18 protein-coding genes and 2 tRNA genes are annotated in these 24,335 nt (G+C 66.4%); 4 read left to right on the top strand and 16 right to left on the bottom strand.

Translation table 11 applies throughout. The annotated features are described in order from the left end of the window. Positions 1–12: 12 nt before the first annotated feature. On the bottom strand, positions 13–1,914 hold the full coding sequence (thrS, locus tag AC5P9C_RS01200; protein WP_049466967.1) for a threonine--tRNA ligase: 1,902 nt from the start codon (positions 1,912–1,914) through the stop codon (positions 13–15). Between the two features lie 428 nt (positions 1,915–2,342). On the opposite strand from thrS, the gene AC5P9C_RS01195 reads away from it, so the two are divergent. The 3 genes from AC5P9C_RS01195 to AC5P9C_RS01185 are packed head-to-tail and all read left to right on the top strand — an operon-like array spanning position 2,343 to position 4,472. Beyond that, the gene (locus tag AC5P9C_RS01195) at positions 2,343–2,639 is read left to right on the top strand and encodes a hypothetical protein (RefSeq protein WP_064238922.1); all 297 of its coding nucleotides are present in this window, start codon (positions 2,343–2,345) and stop codon (positions 2,637–2,639) included. Continuing rightward, positions 2,639–2,902, top strand: coding sequence for a hypothetical protein (locus AC5P9C_RS01190; protein ID WP_049469462.1), 264 nt, complete (start codon positions 2,639–2,641; stop codon positions 2,900–2,902). Before AC5P9C_RS01195 ends, AC5P9C_RS01190 begins: the two co-directional genes overlap by 1 nt. Before the next feature lie 10 nt (positions 2,903–2,912). Continuing rightward, positions 2,913–4,472, top strand: a complete 1,560-nt coding sequence (locus AC5P9C_RS01185; protein ID WP_343540345.1) for a PepSY-associated TM helix domain-containing protein — start codon at positions 2,913–2,915, stop codon at positions 4,470–4,472. Between the two features lie 24 nt (positions 4,473–4,496). Here the strand turns inward: AC5P9C_RS01185 and AC5P9C_RS01180 are convergent, their stop codons facing one another. Next, positions 4,497–4,901 (bottom strand): VOC family protein, encoded by a 405-nt coding sequence (locus AC5P9C_RS01180; protein ID WP_197647863.1) that lies wholly within the window; start codon positions 4,899–4,901, stop codon positions 4,497–4,499. 94 nt (positions 4,902–4,995) lie between these two features. Continuing rightward, complete coding sequence (locus AC5P9C_RS01175; RefSeq protein ID WP_312557838.1) at positions 4,996–6,186, bottom strand: glycoside hydrolase family 18 protein; 1,191 nt, start codon at positions 6,184–6,186, stop codon at positions 4,996–4,998. 399 nt (positions 6,187–6,585) lie between these two features. On the opposite strand from AC5P9C_RS01175, the gene AC5P9C_RS01170 reads away from it, so the two are divergent. Continuing rightward, complete coding sequence (locus AC5P9C_RS01170; RefSeq protein WP_154331498.1) at positions 6,586–7,653, top strand: serine hydrolase domain-containing protein; 1,068 nt, start codon at positions 6,586–6,588, stop codon at positions 7,651–7,653. Here AC5P9C_RS01170 and AC5P9C_RS01165 read toward each other — a convergent pair. From AC5P9C_RS01165 to nuoL, 13 genes are all read right to left on the bottom strand, one after another. After that, on the bottom strand, positions 7,622–9,196 hold the full coding sequence (locus AC5P9C_RS01165) for a winged helix-turn-helix domain-containing protein (protein WP_343540344.1): 1,575 nt from the start codon (positions 9,194–9,196) through the stop codon (positions 7,622–7,624). The two genes, AC5P9C_RS01170 and AC5P9C_RS01165, sit on opposite strands and share 32 nt — an antisense overlap. Before the next feature lie 128 nt (positions 9,197–9,324). After that, a complete protein-coding gene (pnp, locus tag AC5P9C_RS01160; RefSeq protein ID WP_049469447.1) occupies positions 9,325–11,433 on the bottom strand; it encodes a polyribonucleotide nucleotidyltransferase in 2,109 nt (702 codons plus the stop codon). Positions 11,434–11,584: 151 nt separating this feature from the next. Next, the gene (gene rpsO / locus AC5P9C_RS01155) at positions 11,585–11,845 is read right to left on the bottom strand and encodes a 30S ribosomal protein S15 (RefSeq protein WP_005417886.1); all 261 of its coding nucleotides are present in this window, start codon (positions 11,843–11,845) and stop codon (positions 11,585–11,587) included. 174 nt (positions 11,846–12,019) lie between these two features. After that, on the bottom strand, positions 12,020–12,928 hold the full coding sequence (truB, locus tag AC5P9C_RS01150) for a tRNA pseudouridine(55) synthase TruB (RefSeq protein ID WP_343540343.1): 909 nt from the start codon (positions 12,926–12,928) through the stop codon (positions 12,020–12,022). A 91-nt stretch (positions 12,929–13,019) separates the two neighbouring features. Further along, on the bottom strand, positions 13,020–13,403 hold the full coding sequence (gene rbfA / locus AC5P9C_RS01145) for a 30S ribosome-binding factor RbfA (RefSeq protein ID WP_049469441.1): 384 nt from the start codon (positions 13,401–13,403) through the stop codon (positions 13,020–13,022). 176 nt (positions 13,404–13,579) lie between these two features. Then, positions 13,580–16,225 carry a translation initiation factor IF-2 gene (gene infB / locus AC5P9C_RS01140; protein WP_053460943.1) on the bottom strand — a complete coding sequence of 882 codons (2,646 nt, stop codon included), beginning with the start codon at positions 16,223–16,225 and terminating at the stop codon, positions 13,580–13,582. 92 nt (positions 16,226–16,317) lie between these two features. Continuing rightward, complete coding sequence (nusA, locus tag AC5P9C_RS01135; RefSeq protein WP_014647859.1) at positions 16,318–17,829, bottom strand: transcription termination factor NusA; 1,512 nt, start codon at positions 17,827–17,829, stop codon at positions 16,318–16,320. Between the two features lie 4 nt (positions 17,830–17,833). Further along, complete coding sequence (rimP, locus tag AC5P9C_RS01130; protein WP_019660578.1) at positions 17,834–18,424, bottom strand: ribosome maturation factor RimP; 591 nt, start codon at positions 18,422–18,424, stop codon at positions 17,834–17,836. A gap of 367 nt (positions 18,425–18,791) precedes the next feature. Then, positions 18,792–18,868 (bottom strand) — tRNA-Met (locus AC5P9C_RS01125). A gap of 82 nt (positions 18,869–18,950) precedes the next feature. Continuing rightward, positions 18,951–19,027, bottom strand: a tRNA-Met gene (locus AC5P9C_RS01120). A gap of 127 nt (positions 19,028–19,154) precedes the next feature. Continuing rightward, positions 19,155–20,615: an NADH-quinone oxidoreductase subunit NuoN gene (nuoN, locus tag AC5P9C_RS01115; protein ID WP_032957446.1), complete on the bottom strand. Its 1,461-nt coding sequence runs from the start codon at positions 20,613–20,615 to the stop codon at positions 19,155–19,157. 15 nt (positions 20,616–20,630) lie between these two features. Continuing rightward, positions 20,631–22,139 carry an NADH-quinone oxidoreductase subunit M gene (locus AC5P9C_RS01110; RefSeq protein WP_019660580.1) on the bottom strand — a complete coding sequence of 503 codons (1,509 nt, stop codon included), beginning with the start codon at positions 22,137–22,139 and terminating at the stop codon, positions 20,631–20,633. Positions 22,140–22,162: 23 nt separating this feature from the next. Further along, positions 22,163–24,331 (bottom strand): NADH-quinone oxidoreductase subunit L, encoded by a 2,169-nt coding sequence (gene nuoL / locus AC5P9C_RS01105; protein WP_032957444.1) that lies wholly within the window; start codon positions 24,329–24,331, stop codon positions 22,163–22,165. Between the last annotated feature and the right edge of the window lie 4 nt (positions 24,332–24,335).

Below are 24,335 nucleotides of genomic sequence, written 5' to 3'. Positions count from 1 at the left end.
CCGGACCTTTGCTTACGCGCCCTCGGCGTGGAGCCGCTCGATGAAGGCCTGCAGGCTCATGCTGCCCAGGTCTTCGCCAGAACGCGTACGCACCGCCACAGCCCCATTCTCCTTCTCGCGGTCACCGATGACCAGCAGGTAGGGCACGCGCTGCAACGTATGCTCGCGGATTTTATAGCCGATCTTCTCGTTACGCAAATCCGAGCTGACGCGGAAGCCTTGCTCCGCAAGGGTTTTGGTCACGCCCGAGACGTAATCGGCCTGGGCGTCGGTGATGTTGGCCACCACCACCTGGGTCGGCGCCAGCCAGGTCGGGAACTGGCCGGCATGGTGCTCGATCAGGATGCCCAGGAAGCGCTCCATCGAGCCGACGATGGCGCGGTGCAGCATGACCGGATGCTTCTTCTGGCTGTTCTCGTCCACGTACTCGGCGCCGAGGCGGCCCGGCATCATGAAGTCGACCTGCATGGTGCCCAGCTGCCAGGTGCGGCCGATGGCGTCCTTCAGGTGGTACTCGATCTTCGGGCCGTAGAAGGCGCCCTCGCCCGGCAGCTCCTGCCATTCCACGCCACAGCTGGACAGCGCCGAGCGCAGGGCGCCTTCGGCCTTGTCCCAGGTGGCGTCATCGCCCAGGCGCGATTCCGGGCGAAGCGCGATCTTGATCTGGATCTCGTCAAAGCCGAAGTGCTTGTAGACCGCCAGCGCCTGCTGGTGGAACGCGGTCACTTCCGACTCGATCTGGCTCTCGGTGCAGAACACATGGCCGTCGTCCTGGGTGAAGCCGCGCACGCGCAGGATGCCGTGCAGCGCGCCGGACGGCTCGTTGCGGTGGCAGGAACCGAACTCGCCGTAACGGATCGGCAGGTCGCGGTAGCTGTGCAGGCCCTGGTTGAACACCTGCACATGGCCAGGGCAGTTCATCGGCTTGACCGCGTAGGTGCGCTTCTCCGACTCGGTGAAGAACATGTTGTCCTGGTAGTTGTCCCAGTGGCCGGACTTCTTCCACAGGCTCACGTCCAGGATCTGCGGGCAACGCACTTCGCCGTAGCCGCTGCTGCGGTAGACCTTGCGCATGTACTGCTCGACCACCTGCCACAGTGCCCAGCCCTTCGGGTGCCAGAACACCAGGCCCGGCGCCTCTTCCTGCAGGTGGAACAGGTCCTGCTGCTTGCCGATGCGGCGGTGGTCGCGCATCTCGGCTTCCTCGATGCGCTTGATGTACGCCTCGAGCTGCTTCTTGTCGGCCCAGGCAGTGCCGTAGATGCGCTGCAGCTGTTCGTTCTGCGCATCGCCGCGCCAGTAGGCACCGGAAATGCGGGTCAGCTTGAAGGCCTTCAGGAAGCGGGTATTCGGTACGTGCGGGCCGCGGCACATGTCCACGTATTCCTGGTGGTAGTACATGCCCATCGCCTGGATGTCATCGGACATGTCCTCGATCAGGCGCAGCTTGTAGTCCTCGCCACGGGCCTTGAAGATCTCGATCACTTCGGCGCGCGGGGTCATCTTCTTGATGACGTCGTAGTCCTGGGCGATCAGTTCACCCATGCGCTTCTCGATCGCGGCCATGTCGTCCGGGGTGAACGGGCGCTCGGAGTAGATGTCGTAGTAGAAGCCTTCGGCGATCACCGGGCCGATGACCATCTTCACATCCGGGTACAGCTGCTTGACGGCATGGCCGACCAGGTGGGCGCAGGAGTGGCGGATGATCTCCACGCCCTCCTCGTCCTTGGCGGTGATGATGCGCAGGCTGGCATCGTGATCGATGACGTCGCTGGCATCGACCAGCACGCCATCGACCGAACCGGCGATGGTGGCCTTGGCCAGGCCGGCGCCGATCGACTGGGCGACGTCCATGACGCTGACGGGGTTTTCGAACTCGCGGCGGCTGCCGTCGGGAAGGGTAATGTTGATCATCGCAGTGGCTTCGTGCGGGGCCCGCGGGGCGGGCTGGAAAGCGTTCCCGGGCCGTTGCCCGGGCAATAAAAAAGCGCCGCGAGGGCGCCTGCAACACAGGGCCTTCGGGGGCAGGTCAACAGGGGGCGGAGGTAGTGCTCATGTCGCACGCTCGGCCGGCGCTGGGCGCGGGCCACCTTGTTCCAGTCAGGGTTCTGCGGTGATCTTAAACCAGCGCACGGGAAAGCCCAAGGGCTGCCGTACGGTCCGCTGAATGGCGAGTGCTGGCGGCGTGAAAACGCAATGATTACCATGTCCGCGCAGCCCGCCCCGTGCCAGCCTGCCCGCTTTCCCCAGGACCTCGTGATGCGCCACCCGCTCCGACCGGCCCCCGCCGGCCCCGCCCGTGCCCCGCGTTCGCCGGCCCGCTGCCACGGCGGCCGCCCGCGATGATCACCGTCGGCCTCTCCACGCTGGGCTTCTGCAGCCTGGGCATGCTGGCGGCGATGTTCTCGGCACTGGCCTTCTATGCCGCCTCGCCGCACTGCCGCTGGCCCCGCCTGCGCCGCGCCGGCCGGCTCGGCCGCCAGATCGGCGTGGTCGCCGCTGCGGCCGCATTGTGGTTGTGGATGGCCGAGCTCGGCGTGGCCGCGGGCCTGGTGGCGATGCTGTGCACCTGGATGCTGGCCGCGATGCTGCTGCCGGCGCTGGCCGCCTGGCATCGCCCGGGCACGGAGTCACCCTGATGTGGCCGCGCGCCTTTGCCGGCATCATCGCCGGCTTCCTGCTCGCAGCCGCCGTCACCGGCCTGCTGGCCTGGCTGCCACCGGGCCCGTGGCAGCGCGCGCTGGTGCCGACCCTGATTGCCTTCATCCCGCTGTGGATGCTGGCCGCCCTGTGGGCGTTCAGCTTCCGCAGCGCACTGCGCGCCTGGCTGGTGCTGGGCGGCAGCGCCGCCGTTGGCTTCGCCGTGCTCGCGCTGCTGCGCCTGACCGGCGCGGTGCAATGAGATCCCTGCCATGAAGTTCAGTTCGCAGACCCTGCGCACGTTCACCACCCTGCACACCTGGGTCGGCCTGGTCGCCGGCTTCGGCCTGTTCGTGGCCTTCTACGCAGGTGCGCTGACCCTGTTCCATCACGACCTGCCGCTGTGGCAGACCCCGGGCGCAGCCACGGCGTTGCCGGCCGGCCTGGATGACTCGCAGTACCTGCTGGAAGACGTGCTGGCGGCCCATCCGGAAGCGCGCCGCCACGTGGGCATGACGTTCCCCGGCGCCGAGCACCCGCAGCCACTGGCGTACTGGCAGGCCGACGACGGCAGCTGGCGCTATGCCTGGCCGGGCCAGATCGCCGGCAGCCCAGCCCCGCCGCAGACCGGACTGGCCGAACTGGTCAACGAACTGCACTACAGCCTCGGCCTGCCGGTGGCCGGCGTCTACGTGATGGGTATCGTCAGCCTGCTGTATGGCATGGCGCTGCTGAGCGGGCTGGTGATCCATCTGCCGAAGCTGTTCGGCGACCTGTTCGCGCTGCGGCCGGGCCGCAACCTGAAGCAGTTGTGGCAGGACGCGCACAATGTGATCGGCGTGCTCAGCCTGCCCTTCCACCTGATGTTCGCGGTCACGGGCGCCCTGCTCTGCCTGGTGTTCGTGCAGATGGCCCTGCTCAATCCGCTGATCTACGACGGCAAGGCACTGCAGGCGGTACCGACGGCGATGGACACCGCGCCGGTGCGCGAGGCCAGTGGCATTCCGGCGCCGCCGGGCAGCCTGCGCGTGCTGCATGCGCGCGCACTTGAAGTCGCCCGCGCACAGGGCGTGGCCAACTTCGAGCCGGCCTACCTGAAGCTGGCCAACGCCGGCGACGCCAACGCCACCATCGAGATCACCGGCGAGGCCAGTGGCACCCTCGGCCCGCTTGGCGCCGTGGCGTTGGATGTGGCCAGCGGCGACCTGCTGGCCTCCCAGCTGCCGGGCCAGCGCGATGCCAACCACGCCACCCTCAGTGCCGCCTATGCACTGCACTTCGGTGAGTTCGGCAACGGCGTGGTGGTCTGGCTGTACTTCCTGCTCGGCCTCGGCGGTGCGTTCCTGTTCTACTCCGGCAACCTGCTGTGGATCGAGTCGCGGCGCAAGCGTCGCCAGCCGCACCAGCCGCGTGCCGGTGTGAACATGGCGCGGGCCACGGTCGGCGTCTGCATCGGCCTGTGCGTGGCGATCTCGGTCGCGTTCATCACCGCACTGGTGCTGGAGCGGCTGGCACCGTCGGCCGTCGACCACGGCATCCGCTGGGCCTGCTTCGGCAGCTGGGCGGCCTGTGCGCTGTGGGCCGCGCTGCGTCGCCCGGCGCAGGCCGCACGCGAACTGCTGTGGGCCGCGGCGATCAGCACCGCGCTGGTGCCGGTGCTGCACGGCGCGCTCAATGGAGATTGGCTGTGGCGCGCGGCCGCGCGGGGGCACTGGCCCCTGTTCTGGGTCGATGCCATCGCGCTGGCGATGGCCTTCGGCTTCGCCCGCCTGGCCGTGGCCAGCCAGCGGCGCGCCCGCAACGGCGACCCCAACAGCGTCTGGGCCAACTAAGCTTTCGCCGGGCATGGCCCGGCGCTACCGCTGCGGGTGTTCTTCGCCCGGATAACGACTTATTTCGATCAGGTTGCCATCCGGGTCGCGGACGTACACCGATTCGATCGGTCCCAGCGCACCGGTGCGTGCGACCGGCCCCTCCTCCACCACAATGGCCTGCGCCTGCAGATGCGCCAGCACATCGGCCGTCGCTGTGCGCGTGACCAGGCACAGGTCGGCACTGCCCGGCGTCGGCCGCAGCGCGTGCGGTTGCAGCGGTGCGCTGGCCGGATGCAGGTTGATTTTCTGCTGGCCGAACTGCAGCGCGGTGCGACCGGCACCGAAGCGCACGATCTGCATGCCGAGCACGCGCTGGTAGAAATCACAGCTGCGTTCGATGTCGGCGACGGTGAGGACCAGGTGGTCCAGGCGTTCGAGAGGGATCATGCGCAAAGCGTAGCGCCGCCGGCGTCGTCGCAGTGTGCGGTGTCGGGCCGGTGGCGTTGCCGCACGGCGCCGGGCGTGACCCGGCGCCGCCGACTCAATCGCCGATGCGCGCTTTCTGCCACGGGCCGAGCATGGCGTTGAGCAGGCTGGCCTGCCCGTCGTCGCCGGTCAGTTCCCACATGAACACCCCGGCCAGGCCCTGCTCGCGGGCGAACCGGGCACGCAGGCCGATCGAGCGCGGGTCTTCATAGCTGATGAAGATCTTCTGCCCGGCGTTGTACAGCCACGGGCTCTGCGCCTGCGGTTGCCAGTGCTTGGTCCAACCCGGCTGGTCGAGATAACGCGCTTTGATCACCCGCCAGTCGCCGGCATCGGCGGGTGCGCTGTAGGGCTGATACAGGCCATCCGGCACATCACCGGTAACCTTGAAGCCGCGCCCGTAGAAAGGCACGCCCAGCACCAGCTTGTCGGCCGGCACGCCGTGCTCGCGGTAGTACTGCACCGCACCGGCCACGTTGTTCCAGCGCCGCAGTTCCGGCGCCAGCGGATCGGCCGGCACTTCATGCAAGGGCGCATTGAAGGTCGACACCGAAGAGAAGCCGGTGCCCATGTCGTAGCTCATCAGGTTGATGAAATCCAACACCTTGGCCAGCGCCGGCAGGTCGTAACTCGCGGCCGGATCGTAAGGACCGTCGGTCTGCAGGCGTCCGGCGGCCAGCGCGGCAGTCAGTAGCATCGGCTGTCCCGCCTTGCGGCCGCGCGCGTCGAGTGCCTGGCGGAACGCCTGCGCGAGCAGGGTCAGGTTGGCGCGATCCTGCGGGCGGTGCGCCAGCTCCTTCGGCCCGCCACTGACCGGAAATTCCCAGTCGATGTCGACGCCGTCGAAACTGCCCGCGTGGCGATCGAAGAACAGCGCCATGCACGAGTCGACCATGCGCCTGCGGCTGGCCTCGGTCAGTGCCGCATCGGAGAACCCGCCTGCGCCCCAGCCCCCAATCGAGATCAGCGTGCGCAGGTGCGGATGCGCCCTCTTGAGCTCGGCCAACGCGGCGAAGTTCCTCGGCGCTTCCGCGCCGACCGTGCAGCGCCCGTCCTCGAGGGTGGAGAACGCATAGAACAGGTGCGTCAGCCGCTCGGCCGGAATGCTCGAGACCGGATAGCGCTCGGCCGAACCGCCCGGGTAGTAAGCGCCGAAGATCGGCGGCTGTGCGGGCCGCGCATGCGCGGCGATGGGCAAGGCACCGGCAATCAGCACGGCAAGGACGGCCACGGTCTGGCGGAACATGGGATCTCCCGGTTCGAAGGCGCAGCCACGTTAGCAAACGGATGGGGCGTCGGGACGCATGTCGCGGCATGTCGTCCCATGGACAGGCGGCCACCCATGAAAGCTGTCACAGGCTTGGCCAGCCAGCGGCAAACGCCGGTCACGACAGGACAACAATGCGACCCGCGCAGGCGGTCAGGGCACAGGTTCTCACCGGCTCACGGTCACCACCACCCCCACCTGCACTACGTGCACCCGGGCCGTGGAGCCGAACCAACCTGGCGTTGGCGGTCTCGTCAGGCGTGTAACCCTCCGGTCGACGAGCCTTGTGGCACAAGGGCTTCAGAATTCTTCAGGCCGGCTTCCAGCACTTCAGATCGTTCGCAGGCCCAATCGGGCCCCTTTCGGTGGAGCCCGATGATGCGTTCGATCCTGTCCGTCCTGACCCTGCTGCTCTGCGTCACCTGTGGCGCGCCCCTCGCCGCCCGCGCCACGCCACCGGACCCGGCCCGGTTGGTGGCGCTGGAGCGTGCGATCGCCAGCGACGAGCTCAAGCAGATCCGCAGCGTGCTGCTGCAGGTCGATGGCAAGGTGGCCTATGAAGGCTACTTCAACGGCGCAGACGCCGAGACCCTGCATGACGTGCGTTCGGCCAGCAAGAGCGTGACCGCGCTGCTGGTCGGCGCCGCCATCGGCGAAGGGCGATTGGCCGGGGTCCAGGCCAAGGTCTACGACTCGTTCCCAGACTTCACCGCACGCCACCAGGTCGACCCGCGCCTGCGTGCCACCACCGTGCAGGACCTGCTGACCATGAGCAGCCTGTGGGAATGCGATGACGAGAATCCATTCTCGGCTGGCCACGAAGAACGCATGTACGTCAGTGAGAAGTGGCTGGACTTCGCGCTGGCGCTGCCGGTGAAGGGCTTTGCGCCGTGGATGCAACGGCCGGAGAACAGCCCGCATTGCCGTGCGTTCGCCTACTGCACCGCCAATTCGTTCGTGCTCGGCGCCGTGCTTGAGCGGGCCACTGGCCAGCCCCTGGCCGACTACGCCGCGCGTGTGCTGGAGCAGCCGCTGGGCATCACCCGGAGCCAGTGGAATCGTTCGCCGGAGGGAATCGGCATGGGGGGCGGCGGCACGCGCTATCGCACGCGCGACCTCGCGCGCATTGGGCAGCTGGTGCTCGACGGTGGCCGCTGGCAGGGGCGGCAGCTGGTACCGAAGGACTACATCGAGGCAATGATACGGGCGCAGGCAACTACCGCGGATGGCAGTGACTACGGCTACCAGTGGTGGGGCCTGAAGCTGGACGTCCAGGGCTCAGCCCGCACGGTGTGGGCGATGTCCGGCAATGGCGGCAACTATGTGTTCGTGATGCCGGAGCAGCGCGTGGTCGCGGTGGTCACCAGCCAGGCATTCAACCGCAGCATTGCGCATCCGCAGTCACGACGGATCCTCACCGAGTTCCTGCTACCGGCGTTGCACTGAGCGTGGCCAGGTCGGCGGGGCGCCAGTCTGCGGCCAGCACCTGCGCGCGCTGGCGGGCAATGTCGGCATCAAGTCGGTCAAGGAGCGCCGCCCAGCCCGGGGTGTCATGCAGCAACACGAACAGTGGCGTGGCGCGCAGCCACGCCACATCGCGGAAGCCGTCATCAGCGGCCCGGTGCAGAGCTGCAACAGCATCGTTGGCGCGCCCGTCGGCCTGCAGCAGCAATGCCTGCTCCAGCGCAGCGTCGGGCCAGCCATCGCCGTCGTCGGCGGCGAGCCTTTGAAGTCGCTCAGCAATCCATGCAGGGTCCACCGGCTGCGGCCCGTGCAACACCGCCAGCACCTGGCCCAGCGACTGCCGGGGACGCAGCTGGCGGCCACGCTCGAAAGCCTCGCCGGCGGCAGCGTGGTCGCCGGCCAGCAGCGCCAGTTCGCCCTGCAGGCGCAGCAGCTGCGGATGCGGCGTGCCACGTGCGAGCGCTTCGTCCAGCACCTGTCGCGCCTGTTGCGGTGCCCCCGCCACGTACAGGCTGCGCGGCCAGGCGATGTTGGAGAAAACGTTGTCCGGGTAAAGCTGGAAGTTGCGCGCATGGCGTTGCGCAGCCACCTGGGTGAAGCCCAGCAGCTCCAGTTCGCGCGCAACCTGCACCTCCCGGAACCGCACGCGCTCGGGCGCTTTCAGCGACAGGTTTCCGCGCAGCGCGGTCACCAGCTGTCCGCGCTCCTGCTGCAGGTAAGCCAGCGACGCGCGGCTGCGCTCGTCGTCCGGGTCCAGTTCGATGGCACGCACGTAGCCGTCGATGGCCAGGCGCATGTTGCCCGCGCAGTCCTGCGCATAGCCCCACAACGCATGGGCGGCCGCATCGCGCGGCGCGCGCTGGCGCTCGTGCTCGGCCAGGGACATCGCTTCGCTCAGCTGCCCGGCCGTACCGTTGAACAGGCACCCCTGCGCCGACAGTGCCCGTGACAGGCCACGCCGCGCCGCCGTGGAATCGGGGTCGGCCTGCAATGCCTGCCGATACAGCTGGATGGCCCGTTCGTTGTTGCTGGCCTGGCCGATACCGGCGTAGTAATCGGCGCGCTGCAGGAACGACTGTCCACCGGCCTGCGGCGGCGGCGGTGACCACGGCAGCAGCGCCGACGCCACGCCCAGCGCCAGGCCCAGCGCCACGACAGCCGCTGCGCCCCAGCCGAAGCGGTGATACCCGCCTGGTCGTGCCGCCGGTAAGGCGGCGGGCAGCGGCGGTGCGCACAGCTGATAGCCACGGCCGCGAACCGAACGGATGTAGCGCGGGCGCCGGCTGTCATCGCCCAAGGCCTGCCGCAACAGCTTGACCCGCTGGCTGACCGCATCTTCGCCGACCACCGCCGGTGCCCAGACCTGCGCCGCCAGCATGTCGAAATCCACGACGTCGGTGCCATGTGCAAGCAGCACGTCCAGCAGGGTCCAGCTGAGGCCGCTGACCGGCAACGTCTCACCGTTGCGGCTGACGCGCTGCGCCGGGCGATCGATGTCCAGGTCGAGCAGGCGCAGGGTATCCATGGCCGAAGCATAGCGGTTGGAAAGCGCCGGCGGACAGGCAAAGAAAAAGCGGGCCGGAGCCCGCTTTTTCATTTTGCGAAAGCGTGAGGACCAACGGTCCTCACCCACCGCACAATCCGCCGTACCGATTACTCGGCGCTGACGGCGTCGCCTTCTTCCACGGCCTTCATCGACAGGCGGATACGGCCCTGCTTGTCGACTTCCAGCACCTTGACCTTGACCACATCGCCTTCCTTCAGCACGTCGCCGACCTTCTCGACGCGATCGCTGGAGATCTGCGACACGTGGACCAGGCCGTCCTTGCCCGGCAGGATCGTGACGAACGCACCGAAGTCCATGATCTTGGCGACCTTGCCTTCGTAGATGCGGCCCGGCTCGACGTCCGAGGTGATCTGCTCGATGCGGGCCTTGGCGGCCTGGGCAGCGATGGCATTGACCGAAGCGATGACGATGGTGCCGTCATCCTGGATGTCGATCTGGGTGCCGGTTTCCTTGGTGATGGCCTGGATGGTCGAACCGCCCTTGCCGATCACTTCGCGGATCTTGTCCGGGTGGATCTTGATGGTCAGCAGGCGCGGCGCGTAGTCCGACAGCTCTTCACGCGGCGCGGTCAGGCCGTGGGCCATTTCGCCCAGGATGTGCAGGCGGCCAGCCTTGGCCTGCTGCAGGGCCTGCTTCATGATCTCTTCGGTGATGCCTTCGATCTTGATGTCCATCTGCAGGGCGGAGATGCCCTCAGCGGTACCGGCCACCTTGAAGTCCATGTCGCCCAGGTGATCTTCGTCACCCAGGATGTCGGACAGGACGACGAAGCGCTCGCCTTCCTTGACCAGGCCCATGGCAATACCGGCCACCGGTGCCTTCACCGGCACGCCGGCGTCCATCAGGGCCAGCGACGAGCCGCAGACCGACGCCATCGACGAAGAACCGTTCGACTCGGTGATTTCCGAGACGACGCGGATGGTGTACGGGAACGATTCCAGCGACGGCATGACAGCCAGCACGCCACGCTTGGCCAGGCGACCGTGGCCGATTTCGCGGCGCTTCGGGCCCATCATGCGGCCGCACTCACCCACCGAGAACGGAGGGAAGTTGTAGTGGAACAGGAAGTTTTCCTTGTACTCACCGGCAACGGCGTCGATGACCTGGCCGTCACGGGCGGTGCCCAGCGTGATGGTCACGATGGCCTGGGTTTCGCCACGGGTGAACAGCGAGGAACCGTGGGTACGCGGCAGCACGCCGGTCTTCACGGTGATCGGGCGGACGGTGTCCAGCGCACGGCCGTCGATGCGGACCTTGGTGTCCAGCACCGAGTCACGCATGGTGCGGTATTCCAGTTCGCCGAATTCCTTCGACAGCTCGGCCGGGTTCCAGCCTTCGGCGGCCACGCGGCCGGCCAGGGCTTCGAACACGTCCTTCTTGATCGCCGAGATGGCGTCACGGCGCTGCAGCTTGTCACGCACCTGGAAGGCTTCGCCCAGGCGCGGGCCGATGGCTTCCTTCAGGGCGGAGATCAGCGCGTCGTTCTTGGCCGGGGCTTCCCAGGTCGACGGCTTGGTGCCGGCTTCGACGGTCAGTTCGTTGATCGCGTTGATGACCTTCTGCATTTCGCGGTGACCGAAGGTCACGGCGCCCAGCATCACTTCTTCGGACAGCAGCGCGGCTTCGGATTCGACCATCAGCACGGCGTTGGAGGTACCGGCGACGACCAGTTCCAGCTGCGAGTCAGCCAGTTCGCTGACGGTCGGGTTGAGGATGTACTCGCCGTTCTTGTAACCGACCTTGGCAGCGCCGATCGGACCCATGAACGGGGTGCCGGCCAGGGCCAGGGCAGCCGAGGCACCGATCAGGGCCGGAATGTCACCGTCCACGTCCGGGTTCAGCGACATCACCGTGGCGATGATCTGCACTTCGTTCTTGTAGTCTTCCGGGAACAGCGGGCGGATCGGACGGTCGATCAGACGCGAGATCAGGGTTTCCTTCTCGGTCGCACGGCCTTCACGCTTGAAGAAACCACCCGGGATACGGCCGCCGGCGTAGAACTTTTCCTGATAATCGACGGTCAGCGGGAAGAAGTCCTGGCCTTCGCGCGCGCTCTTGGCGGCGACGGCGGTGACCAGCAGTACGGTGTCGTCCATCTTGACGATGACGGCGCCGCTGGCCTGACGGGCGACTTCGCCGGTCTCAAGCGTGACGGTGTGCTTGCCGTACTGGAAGGTTTTGGTGATTTTTGCCACGGAGGGTGTCCTTGGGGATGCTGTCTGCGAATTTGGACCGTCGGCGACCCTTGCCGCCAGCGGGTGACCGGATCGTTCCGGCCTGAATCGGGGATTGCGGTACTACAAAACAAAACCGCGGCGCATCGCTGCGCCGCGGGGGATTCGTTGCTTAGCGACGCAGGCCAAGCTTCTCGATCAGGGCCTTGTAGCGCTCGACGTCCTTCTTCTTCAGGTAGTCGAGCAGGCTGCGACGGCGGTTGACCATCTGCAGCAGGCCGCGGCGGCTGTGGTGGTCCTTCTTGTGGGTCTTGAAGTGGCCGGTCAGCAGTTCGATGCGGGCGGTCAGCAGGGCCACCTGGACTTCCGGGGAGCCGGTGTCAGCGGCGCTGCGCTTGTTGTCTTCAATGACCTTCTGGGTGTCGATCGACATTTTCTTTTTTCTCTGTGATGCGTGGCCGGCAGGAACGCGCTTCGCGCACCGCCAGGCTCGCCGTGGACTACGAGGATGAAACCTGCGCGGGGCAGGCTGCCGGAAAACGGCCGCGAAATTGTAACGGCCGGGGGCTTCCGGGACAAGGACCGGGGCTGAACCGGCAGACCCGGGTCAGAGGTTGAAACGACGCTGCGGGGCCAGCAGGCCACTCTCATCGACCTGGCCCAGGCCCTGGACAGCATCGTCCGGTCCAAACACGGCCACCAGGCCACGGGGCCAGGACAGGTCGCGCTGGCGCTGGCCGACGCAGAACCGGTGGGCCTGCTCGGCATCGAGGTCGACCCGGGGGTAATCCGCCAGGCCGGCCGCCAGCGGCAGCAGCAGCGCGTCCATGCCCGCCTCGTCCCCGGCCTCGGCCATCGCCCGCAGCTGGTCCAGGGTGACCATGGCCGGCTCGCGGAACGGCTCGACCCACAGCCGGCGCAGCGCACTGATATGGGCGCCACAGCCCAGGCGTTCGCCGAGGTCGCGGGCCAGGCTGCGGATGTAGGTGCCGGAGCCACAGGTCACGCGCAGCCGCAGTCGTTCCGGCTGTTGCTCGAGTATGTCGATGGCGTGCACCTGCACCTCGCGTTCGGGCGCCTCGATGACATCACCGCGGCGGGCCTTCACATACAGCGGTTCACCGCCCTGCTTCAGCGCCGAATAGATCGGGGCACGCTGGCGGATGCTGCCGGTCAAAGGCGCCAGCGCCGCCTGCAGGGCTTCGGCGCTGATTGCCGCCACCGGGCGCTGCAGCAGCACCTGGCCTTCGGCATCGTCGGTATCGGTGGTCTGGCCGAGCACGATCTCGGCGTCGTAGGCCTTGGCCGACCCCAGCAGCAGGCCAGCGATCTTGGTCGCCTCGCCGAAGCACAGCGGCAGCAGGCCGGTGGCGAGCGGGTCGAGGCTGCCGGTGTGGCCGCCCTTCTCGGCGCGGAACAGGCGGCGCGCCACCTGCAGGGCGGCGTTGGAGCTCATGCCGGTCGACTTGTCGAGCAGCAGGATGCCATCCAGGCGGCGGAACTGAATTCGGGTCATGACAGGATTGTGTAGCGCCGAGCCATGCTCGGCTTCCGCAGCGATGCGCGAGATCAAAAGCAGCCGAGCATGGCCCGGCGCTACAGGAACACTATTCGTCGTCGCTCTCGCGACGCTTCTCGGCGGCCAGCGTATCGGGCAGGTCGCGCAGGATGTTGTCGATGTGCTCACCACGGTCGACCGAGTCGTCGTAGTGGAAGTGCAGTTCCGGCACGTGGCGCAGCTTCATCGCACGCGCCAGGTCCATGCGCAGTCGGTAGCCCAGCTCCTTCAGGCCGGCCACGGCCTCGGCGGAGCGCTCGGGCATCAGCGCGGTGACGAACACCTTGGCATGGGCCATGTCACGGGTGATTTCCACGTCGGACACGCTCACCGAGGGCAACCCATGCTCGCGCACGGCGTTGTGCACCAGGGTGCCGAGTTCACGGCGCAGCTGGGCGGAGACACGGTCGGTTCGATGGAAAGTCTTGGGCACGAGGAGCTCTTGGTTCAGTTGTCGCCCGACCAACGGTCGGGCGCTACATCTACATGGTACCCGACCGTGGGTCGGGTTCTACAGCATGGCAGGGCCCCACCGGGCTCTTCCCTGGCAGGGCCCGACCGGGCTCTACCAGGGTAGGGCCCGACCGCTGGTCGGGCCACCGTGCAGCATTACAGGGTGCGCGGCACTTCGATGCGCTCGAAGCACTCGATCTGGTCGCCCGGCTTGACGTCGTTGTAGGCCTTCACCGCGATACCGCATTCGGTACCGTTGCGGACTTCCTCGACGTTCTCCTTGAAGCGGCGCAGCGATTCCAGTTCGCCCTCGAAGATCACCACGCTGTCGCGCAGGACGCGGATCGGCTTGTTGCGCTTGACCACACCCTCGATGACCATGCAGCCGGCGACGGCACCCAGCTTCGAGCTGCGGAAGACGTCGCGGACCTCGGCGATACCGATGATCTCTTCGCGGATTTCCACGCCCAGCAGACCGGAAGCCACCTGCTTCACCTGGTCGATCACGTCATAGATGATCGAGAAGTAACGCAGGTCGACACCGTTGGATTCGATGATGCGACGCGCCGAAGCGTCCGCACGCACGTTGAAGCCGATGACGGTGGCCTTCGACGCGGCTGCCGAGTTGGCATCCGACTCGGTGATGCCGCCCACGCCGGAGTGGATCACGTTGATGCGGATGTCGTCGTTGGACAGCGCGACCAGTGCCTGGCTCAGGGCCTGCACCGAACCCTGCACGTCGGCCTTGATGACCAGGTTGAGGACCTGCTGGCCCTCGCCCTTGCCCAGGGTCGCCATGATGTCTTCCATGCGGCTGCCGGCAGTAGCGACCAGGCGCGATTCACGGCGCTTGGTCTCACGCTGCTGGGCCACGTCCTTGGCCAGGCGCTCGTCCTCGACCACCACGAAGTCGTCACCCGCTTCGGGCACGCCGGACAGGCCCAGGACCTGCACCGGAATGGACGGGCCGGCGAACTCCGGCTGCTTGCCGGTCTCGTCGAACAGCGCACGCACGCGGCCGTACTGGATGCCGCACACCAGGTAGTCGCCCTTCTTCAGGCGGCCCTGCTGCACCAGCACCGTCGCGACCGGGCCGCGGCCCTTGTCCAGCGACGATTCGATCACCACGCCGGAGGCGCGGCCTTCATCGACCGCCTTCAGTTCCAGCAGTTCGGCCTGGATCGAGATGGCGTCCAGCAGGTCGTCGATGCCCAGGCCGGTCTTGGCCGAGATCTCCACCATCTGGGTGTCACCACCGAAGTCTTCGGCCACGACCTGCTCGGACAGCAGTTCGTTCTTGACCCGCATCGGATCCGCGTCGGACTTGTCGATCTTGTTGATCGCCACGATCAGCGGCACACCCGCCGAACGGGCGTGCTGGATCGCTTCCTTGGTCTGCGGCATGACGCCGTCATCGGCGGCCACGACCAGCACCACGATGTCGGTCAGCTTGGCGCCGCGCGCACGCATCGAGGTGAAGGCGGCGTGGCCCGGGGTGTCCAGGAAGCTGATCACGCCCTTGGGCGTGTCCACGTGGTAGGCACCGATGTGCTGGGTGATGCCGCCCGCTTCGCCGGTGGCGACCTTGGTGCGACGGATGTAATCCAGCAGCGAGGTCTTGCCGTGGTCGACGTGGCCCATGATGGTGACCACCGGCGGACGCTGGGTGGCCTCGCCCTGGTTTTCACCGGCGGAGGCCAGCAGTGCGTCTTCGGCGTCGTTGTCGTTGGCACGGATCGCCTTGTGGCCGAGTTCTTCGGTCACCAGTGCGGCGGTGTCGTGGTCGATGGACTGGGTGATGGTCGCCATCACGCCCATCTTGAACAGCGCCTTGACCACCTCGCCGCCCTTCAGCGCCAGCTTCTGCGCCAGGTCGGCCACGGTGATGGTGTCGCCGATCGCCACTTCACGCACCACCGGTGCGGTCGGACGCTCGAAGGCGTGCGGACCGGCATTGTTGCCACCGCGCGACATGTCGCGACGGCCACCGGCCTGGTTGCGGCCGCCCGGACGACCCCGGGTGTTGCTGTTGTTGCTGTTGCCACGACGCGCACGATCGGCGGCCGACAGGTGCATCTGGCCGGCGAAACGGTCACCCGGGCCACGCTCGTTGCGCGGCGCGCTGCGGTTGTTGCGGTCGTCGTTGCGCGGCGGCGGCGGTGCACCACGCGGCGCAGCCGGGGCTGCGGCCGGGGTACGCGGCGGGCGCGGCGCGGTTTCGTCGATCGGAGCACGCTTGGGCTTGCTGGCAGCCAGCGTCTCGGCCGCCTTGGCGGCAGCCGCAGCTTCCTCGGCGGCCTTCTTCTCGGCCTCGGCGCGTTCCTTGGCGGCGGCCTCTTCCTCACGGGCACGGACGATGGCTTCGTCGCGCAGACGATCCTTTTCGGCCAGGGCCTGCTGTTCGGCGAGGTTGCGCGCGCGCGACTCTTCCAGCTTGCGCAGGATGTCGGCGCGCTCTTCGTCCGGCGTCATGGCGCGAGCACCATCCTTGACGTAGGTCCGCTTCTGGCGCACCTCGACATTCACGGTCGTCTTGCTGCGACCGGAATTGACCGTCACTTCCTGCTGCTTCCGGCGGTTGAGCGTGATCTTCTTTGCAGACTGATCGGTCTCTTCCGGGGCCTGCTCGGGCTTGCCGTGCGAACGACGAAGGAAGCCCAGGAGCTTCACCTTCTCGGAGCTGGTCACGACCTGGTCGGGACCGCTGAACTTCATGCCGGCACCGGCCAGCTGTTCCAGCAGTTTTTCGACCGGCGTGTTGACCAGTTCGGCAAGCTTGCGGATGGTGGTTTGCTGCGACATTCGGATCCTATGATCTTGTGGGCGCCCCCCCGCATCTGGAGGTGGCGCGGATTCTACGCCCTGAGCGGCTCAGGGCCCTGTTCATTGCCGGCTCATTCGCCGCGTTCCAGTCGGGCGATCTCCTCGGCACGGGCGGCCAGGATCAGCGCAGCGGCGCGCGCCTGATCCAGTCCTTCGATGCCGAAGTCCATGACCTCGTCGGCGGCCAGGTCGGACAGATCCTCGCTGGTACGCACGCCGTGGCCGGCCAGCGCGTATGCGGTGGCTTCGTCCATGCCCTTCAGGGACAGCAGGTCCTGCGCCGGCTGGCCGTCTTCAAGGCCTTCTTCGACTGCCAGGGCCTCATTGAGCAGCGCATCGCGGGCACGAGCGCGCAGCTCTTCGACGATGTCCTCGTCGAAACCTTCCACGGCCAGCAGTTCGCCGACCGGGACATATGCGATTTCCTCGACGGTGCCGAAGCCTTCGCTGACCAGGATGCCGGCGATTTCCTCGTCCACTTCCAGCTTGTCCATGAACAGCTGGCGGGCGGCAGCCTGCTCGGCCTCCGACTTGGCGGTGACCTGGTCCTGGGTCATCACGTTGAGCTGCCAGCCGGTCAGGCGGCTGGCCAGGCGCACGTTCTGGCCGCCCTTGCCGATCGCCTGGGCCAGGCGGTCTTCGGCAACGGCCAGGTCCATCGAGTGCTTGTCTTCATCGACGATGATCGACTGCACTTCGGCCGGTGCCATCGCGTTGATGACGAAGTTGGCCGGGTTGTCGTTCCACAGCACGATGTCCACGCGCTCGCCATTGAGCTCGTTGGACACGGCCTGCACGCGCGAACCGCGCATGCCGATGCAGGCACCGATCGGATCGGTGCGCTGGTCGTGGGCCAGCACGGCGATCTTGGCGCGGTCGCCCGGGTCACGTGCACAGGCCTTGATTTCCACCAGGCCCTGGCCGACTTCCGGCACTTCCAGCTTGAACAGCTCGATCATGAATTCCGGCGCGGCGCGGCTGATGAACAGCTGCGGGCCACGCGGCTCGGAACGCACTTCGGCCAGGTAACCACGCACGCGGTCACCGGCGCGCAGCACGTCGCGCGGGATGCCCTTGTCCTTCGGAATGAAGCCTTCGGCGTTGCCACCCAGGTCGACATAGATGTTGCCGCGCTCGGCGCGCTTGACCACGCCGGTGATCAGTTCACCCACGCGGTCCTTCCACGCATCCACGACCTGCTGGCGCTCGGCTTCGCGCACGCGCTGGACGATGACCTGCTTGGCCGCCTGGGCAGCGATGCGGCCGAAATCCGGGTTCTCGATCTGCTCTTCGATGTAGTCGCCGACCTCGACGCCCTCGGCTTCGTCGACGGCGTCCATCAGGCGGATCTGGCGGTCGGGCGATTCCATGACCACGTCATCGGCCACCACTTCCCAGCGGCGGAAGGTCTCGTAGCTGCCATCCTTGTGGTCGATGACCACGCGGGTCAGCACTTCCTCGTCGGGATAGCGCTTCTTCGCTGCCGAGGCCAGGGCGGCCTCGATGGCATCGAAGATCACTTCACGCGGCACGCCCTTCTCGTTGGCGACTGCGTCGACTACCAGCAACAGTTCCTTGCTCATTGGCTCACTCCGCGCGCGGCTTCTTTGCCGCCGGCTCGTTGGAAGAAGAATTCGTGTTCGGCTTCGGACGCTTCGGTGCCGGACCGGTCGGCTTGCTCGGGGCCAGCCCCAGCGCCACCCAGTCGGGCATGATCCGTGCCTTGTCGATGTTGTCGGCCGACACGACCACTTCGGCCTTGTCGACGATGAACGTGATGGTCCCCGCCGCCTCGTCGGTCGCTTCGATACGACCCTGCAGGCGACGACGGTTGTCCTGCGGCAGCTTCAGCGTGACCTTGGCCGATTCGCCCTGGTGGCGGGCAAACTGCTCCAGGTTGAACAGCGGCCGGTCCACGCCCGGCGAGGACACTTCCAGCGTGTAATTGCCGCTGATCGGGTCCTCGACGTCCAGCTGCGCCGACACTTCGCGGCTGACCCGCTCGCAGTCGTCGACATTGATGATGCGCTCGGGCTGTTCAGCCAGCGGCACGTCGATGTAAAGGCGCAGGGTCGCACCGCCGGGGGCCGGCAGATACTCAACGCCCAGCAGCTCCAGGCCCAGCGACACAACGGTCGGGGCGAGCAGATTCGCGATGTCGGTTGCCTTGTCGCTCACAGCCTGCCTTGATCTCTATGGTTGGGTGCCGGCCTTGGCCGGCGTGGAAACATGACGCCCCGGAAACGACAAAGGGCCCGCTGGGCCCCTTTTCCGGAAAGACTCCGGTGACTGGATTCCGGTTGCAACCCGCATGGCCTGCCGGTTGCGGCCCTCCTTCCGGATCTGGACTCCCGCCGGGAGACCGCCTTCAGGGGTACTGCTAGGCCGCTGATGATAGCGGCTGCACCGCGCTGGTGCAAGGTGCGGACCCGGGGTCAGATCCCTTTTGCCGTGGAAGAGGGATCTGACCCCGATCACGCGGACACGACGCAGACCCCAAAGAAAAACGCCTCCGAAGCAGGGCTTCGAAGGCGATTCCTTTACTTGGTAGCGGGGGCAGGATTTGAACCTGCGACCTTCGGGTTATGAGCCCGACGAGCTGCCAGACTGCTCCACCCCGCATCAGAAGCGGAATTATGAGCGATTGCTTCGAAACATGCAAGCGATCCCTCATTCATCAAACCGGTTGGCGCCGATCCGACGTTGGTAGCGGGGGCAGGATTTGAACCTGCGACCTTCGGGTTATGAGCCCGACGAGCTGCCAGACTGCTCCACCCCGCACCGGAAGTACTTGAACTGCTGCCCCGCCCTTTCGAGGGAGGCTGCCGCAACGATGTTCTGGCTGAACCGCTGCAGTGACAACTCAGGCTGCGCATATTACACGAATCGCGCAGCTTTGTGTCAACTTTTATGCAAGATGCGCAAATGCCTGCTGGCACCAGACCATGATCGGGTTCCAGGCCAGGCCCAGCGCGAGCAGCGCCAGGGCATTCACGCCCAGCACCACGCCCAGCACGCGGTCATTGCTGCGCGGCATGGCCTCGCCCACCGGCTCATCGAAGTACATGACCTTGATGACGCGCAGGTAGTAGAAGCAGCCGACCACGGCGCACAGCACGCCGAGGATGGCCAGCCACAGCAGGCCGCCGTTGACGGCCGCGCCCAGCACCGCCAGCTTGGTCCAGAAGCCCAGGAACGGCGGGATGCCGGCCAGCGACGCCATGATGCACAGCACCAGGCCGGCCATCCACGGGTTGCGGGCGTTCAGGCCCTTGAAGTCCTCGATGTTCTCGGCTTCAAAGCCGGCACGCGACAGCGCGATGATCGCGCCGAAGGCCGCGGTGGACATGATCGCGTAGGCCAGTGCGTAGAACAGCGCGGCGGCGTAGCCCTGCGAACCGCCACCGGCGATGCCCATCAGCAGGAAGCCGATGTGCGAGACAGTGGAGAACGCCAGCATGCGCTTGAGGTTGCTCTGCGCGATGGCCATCAGGTTGCCGATGACCAGCGATACCGCGGCCAGGCCGGCGATCAGCAGCTGCAGTTCGGTCGACAGCGGACCCACGCCCATTTCCAGCAGGCGGTAGGCCATGCCGAACGCGGCCAGCTTCGGCGCCGAGCTGATGAACAGTGCGATCGGTGCCGGGGCACCCTGGTACACGTCCGGCAGCCACATGTGGAACGGCGCGGCACCCAGCTTGAAGGCGACGCCGGCGATCATGAACACCGCACCGGTGATCAGCAGCACGCGCTCTTCCGAGTGCGGGATGGCCTCACGGATCACATCCAGGTGCAGGCTGCCGGTGGCGCCGTAGATCAGCGACATGCCGTACAGCAGCAGGCCCGAGGCCAGCGAACCCAGCACGATGTACTTCATCGCCGCTTCCGAGGCCAGGCCGCTTTCGCGGTTGCTGGCGACCAGGGCGTAGGAGCACAGCGCCAGCAGTTCCAGGCCCAGGTAGACCATCAGCAGGCTGCCGGCCGAGACCAGGATCATCATGCCGGCGGTGCCGAACAGGATCAGCACCGGGATCTCGCCCTGGAACAGGTCGCGGTCACGCAGGTAGCGCCAGCCGTAGACCAGGGTCAGGCCGCTGAGCAGCACGATCCCGGTCTTCATCACGTCCGCGGCGGTATCGCGCACGAACATGCCATGGAAGACCTCGCCCTGCCCGCCCACGCCGGTGGCCAGCATGAACAGCACCACGGCCAGCGCAGCGAGCGAGAACAGGTGGGTGACGATCTTGTTCCGGTTGCTGACGAACAGGTCGAGGATCATCAGGGCGAAGGCGCTGCCGATCAGCACCAGCTCGGGAGCGAGCGGTGGCAGGTCAGCGGCGGTCAATGGCAGCAGCGGCGAGGTGGTCATCATCAAATCCTGGAATTACAGCAGCTTGCTGGATGCGATCTGCATCGCCAGCTTCGCGATCGAGGGCTCCATCAGGTCGGTCAGCGGCTTGGGGTAGATGCCCAGGGCCAGCACGCCGATGGCGAACACGCCCAGCACCAGCCATTCGCGGCCGTTGATGTCCTTCAGTTCGGCAACATGGCTGTTGGCCACTTCACCGAAGAAGATGCGCTTGTACAGCCACAGGGTGTAGGCGGCGCCGATGATCAGGGTGGTGGCCGCGCCCAGGGCGATCCACGGATTACGCTGGAAGGCCGAGAGGATGACCATGAACTCGCCAACGAAGCCGCTGGTACCCGGCAGGCCCGCGTTGGCCATGAAGAACAGCATCGCGAAGGTCGCGAACCACGGCATCACGTTGACCACGCCGCCGTAATCGGCGATGCGGCGGCTGTGCATGCGGTCGTACAACACGCCGACGCAGGAGAACATCGCGCCGGACACGAAGCCGTGCGAGATCATCTGCACCATGGCGCCCTGCAGGCCCAGGCGCGCGGCATCGGCGTTGCCGGCTTCACGCACCAGCCACAGCGCGATGAAGGTGCCCAGGGTGACAAAGCCCATGTGCGCGATCGACGAATAGGCGATCAGCTTCTTCATGTCGTCCTGCACCAGGGCGACCAGGCCGACGTAGATCACCGCGATCAGCGACAGTGCAATCACCAGCCAAGCCCACTCCTGCGACGCGTCCGGGACGATCGGCAGGTTGAAGCGCAGGAAGCCGTAGCCACCGATCTTCAGGGCGATCGCGGCCAGGATCACCGAACCGGCGGTCGGCGCTTCCACGTGGGCGTCCGGCAGCCAGGTGTGGACCGGGAACATCGGCACCTTGACCGCGAAGGCGATCAGGAAGGCGAAGAAGATCCAGGTCTGCTCCTTGGCCGACAGCGGCAGCGCGTACAGGTCGGCCAGCTGGAAGCTGCCGCCCTTCATGTACAGGTAGATCAGCGCCACCAGCATCAGCACCGAGCCGAGGAAGGTGTACAGGAAGAACTTCAGCGCGGCGTAGATGCGGCGCGGACCGCCCCAGACACCGATGATCAGGAACATCGGGATCAGCATCGCTTCGAAGAACACGTAGAACAGCATCGCGTCCGTCGCGGCGAAGATGCCGACGGTGACGCCTTCCAGGATCAGGAAGGCCGCCACGTACTGGTTGACGCGCTTGTCGATGGCGCTCCAGGCGCCGATCAGGGCAAGCACGCTGACCAGGGTGGTCAGCAGGATCAGCGCCACGGCAATGCCGTCCACGCCCAGGTTGTAGCCGATCTTGTACGCCGGGATCCAGGCATGGGTCTCGACGAACTGCAGACCATCGACGCCTGCGTTGTAGCCGCTCAGCAGCGAGAGGCTCGCCACGAACGTCAGCACCGCTACGCCCAGCGACGCCCAGCGGGCGGTCTGCGCATCACGGATCGCAAGGATCAGGGCACCACCGATGATCGGCAGCCAGATGAGGACACTGAGTAGAGGCCAGTTCGACACGTCTTCTTATTCCGTACAGGTCATCAACGCAGGTAATGCATCAGCACGCCCAGCAGGGCAATCAGGCCGATGATCATCGCGAAGGCGTAGTGATAGAGGAAACCGGATTGGGTACGACGCAGCACGCCGGCTGCGACGTCCACAACACGTGCCGAGAGATTGACCACGCCGTCGACGATGTTGCTGTCGATCCAGCGCGAGACCTTGCCCAGCTTGACGCTGCCACCAGCAAAGCCATCGATCCACAGCTTGTCGAAGCCGTACTTGTTTTCCAGTACCGACACCAGCGGAGCGAAGGTCTTGCGGGCCTTGCCCGACAGGTCCGGCTTCCACAGGTAGAACAGCGCGGCCAGCAGGAAGCCCGCAACGGTCAGCATGAACGCCGGAGCCATCATGCCGTGCAGCGCGAAGGCGACCGGGCCATGGAACTCCTCGCCCAGGAAGCCGATGGTGTTCTTGGCCGGATCGTAGAAGTCGACGATGCCGGTGAAGAACGTGTGCGCCTGGCCCTTGATGGCATCGTGCGCGTGGTTGCCGGCCCAGTCGGTGCCGTACAGCATCGGGCCGATGCTGAAGAAACCGATGGCGATCGACGGGATGGCCAGCAGGATCAGCGGGAGGGTCACCACCCACGGGGTTTCGTGCGGCTCGTGCGGACCGTGGCCATGGCCGTGGTCGTCATGATGCGCATCGCCGTGGTGGGCGTCGGCGGCGTGGTGATCGTCATGGCCGTGGCCATGGGCGTGGTCATCATGCGCGTCGCGGAAACGCTCCTTGCCGTGGAAGGTCAGGAACAGCAGGCGGAAACTGTAGAAGCTGGTGACGATCACGCCACCCAGCACGGCCCAGTAGCCATAGGTGGCCACCCAGCTGTTGGACAGGTGCGCGTGCAGCTCGGCCGCCTCGATGATGGTGTCCTTCGAGTAGAAGCCGGAGAAGAACGGCGTGCCGACCAGCGCCAGGGTACCGATCCACATGGTGATGAAGGTGATCGGCATGTACTTGCGCAGGCCGCCCATCTTGCGCATGTCCTGCTCGTGGTGCATCGCGATGATGACCGAGCCGGCGCCCAGGAACAGCAGGGCCTTGAAGAAGGCGTGGGTCATCAGGTGGAACACGGCGGCCGAATAGGCCGACACGCCCAGCGCAACCGTCATGTAGCCCAGCTGCGACAGGGTCGAGTACGCGACCACGCGCTTGATGTCGTTCTGCACGATGCCGATCAGGCCGGTGAAGAACGCGGTGGTGGCACCGATGAACAGCACGAAGTTCAGCGCGGTCTGCGACAGCTCGAACAGCGGCGACATGCGGGTGACCATGAAGATACCGGCGGTCACCATCGTCGCGGCGTGGATCAGTGCCGAGATCGGGGTCGGGCCTTCCATCGAGTCCGGCAGCCACACATGCAGCGGGACCTGGGCCGACTTGCCCATGGCACCGATGAACAGGCAGATGCAGATGACGGTGGCGATCGACCAGATCACCGGCTCGTTCAGCAGCTGCATGCCCAGGATCGTGCCGTCCCAGATCTGCAGCTGGGCGCGCGGGTCAGCCAGCATGCCGGCCTGCGAGAACACCTGCGAGTAGTCCAGGGTGCCGAACACCCACAGCACGCCGGCGATGCCCAGCAGGAAGCCGAAGTCACCGACGCGGTTGACCAGGAACGCCTTCATGTTGGCGAAGATCGCGGTCGGGCGCTTGAACCAGAAGCCGATCAGCAGGTACGACACCAGGCCCACCGCTTCCCAGCCGAAGAACAGCTGCAGGAAGTTGTTGCTCATCACCAGGGTGAGCATCGAGAAGGTGAACAGCGAGATGTAGCTGAAGAACCGCTGGTAGCCCGGATCGTCCTGCATGTAGCCGATCGTGTAGATGTGGACCAGCAGCGACACGAAGGTCACCACCACCATCATCATCGCGGTCAGCTTGTCGACCATGAAGCCAACGTGCGCCGAATACTGGCCCACTTCGAAGAACGTGTAGATGTTCTGGTTGAACGGCTGCGCACCGCCCCACAGCAGCTGGTAGAGCGTGTACATCGACAGGCCGCAGGCCACCGCGACGCCGAGGATGGTGATGGTCTGCGCGCCGAAGCGCTTGACCTGGCGACCGAACAGGCCGGCGATGATGCTGCCGAACAGCGGTGCGAGCACCACTGCGATCAACAGACTCTTGGAGAGAGTGATTTCCATCTGT

The organism is Stenotrophomonas sp. YJH_SMC_10 (assembly GCF_059371555.1).
Note: the sequence above shows the minus strand (reverse complement) of the source record. Positions and strands in the feature narration are given on the sequence as shown.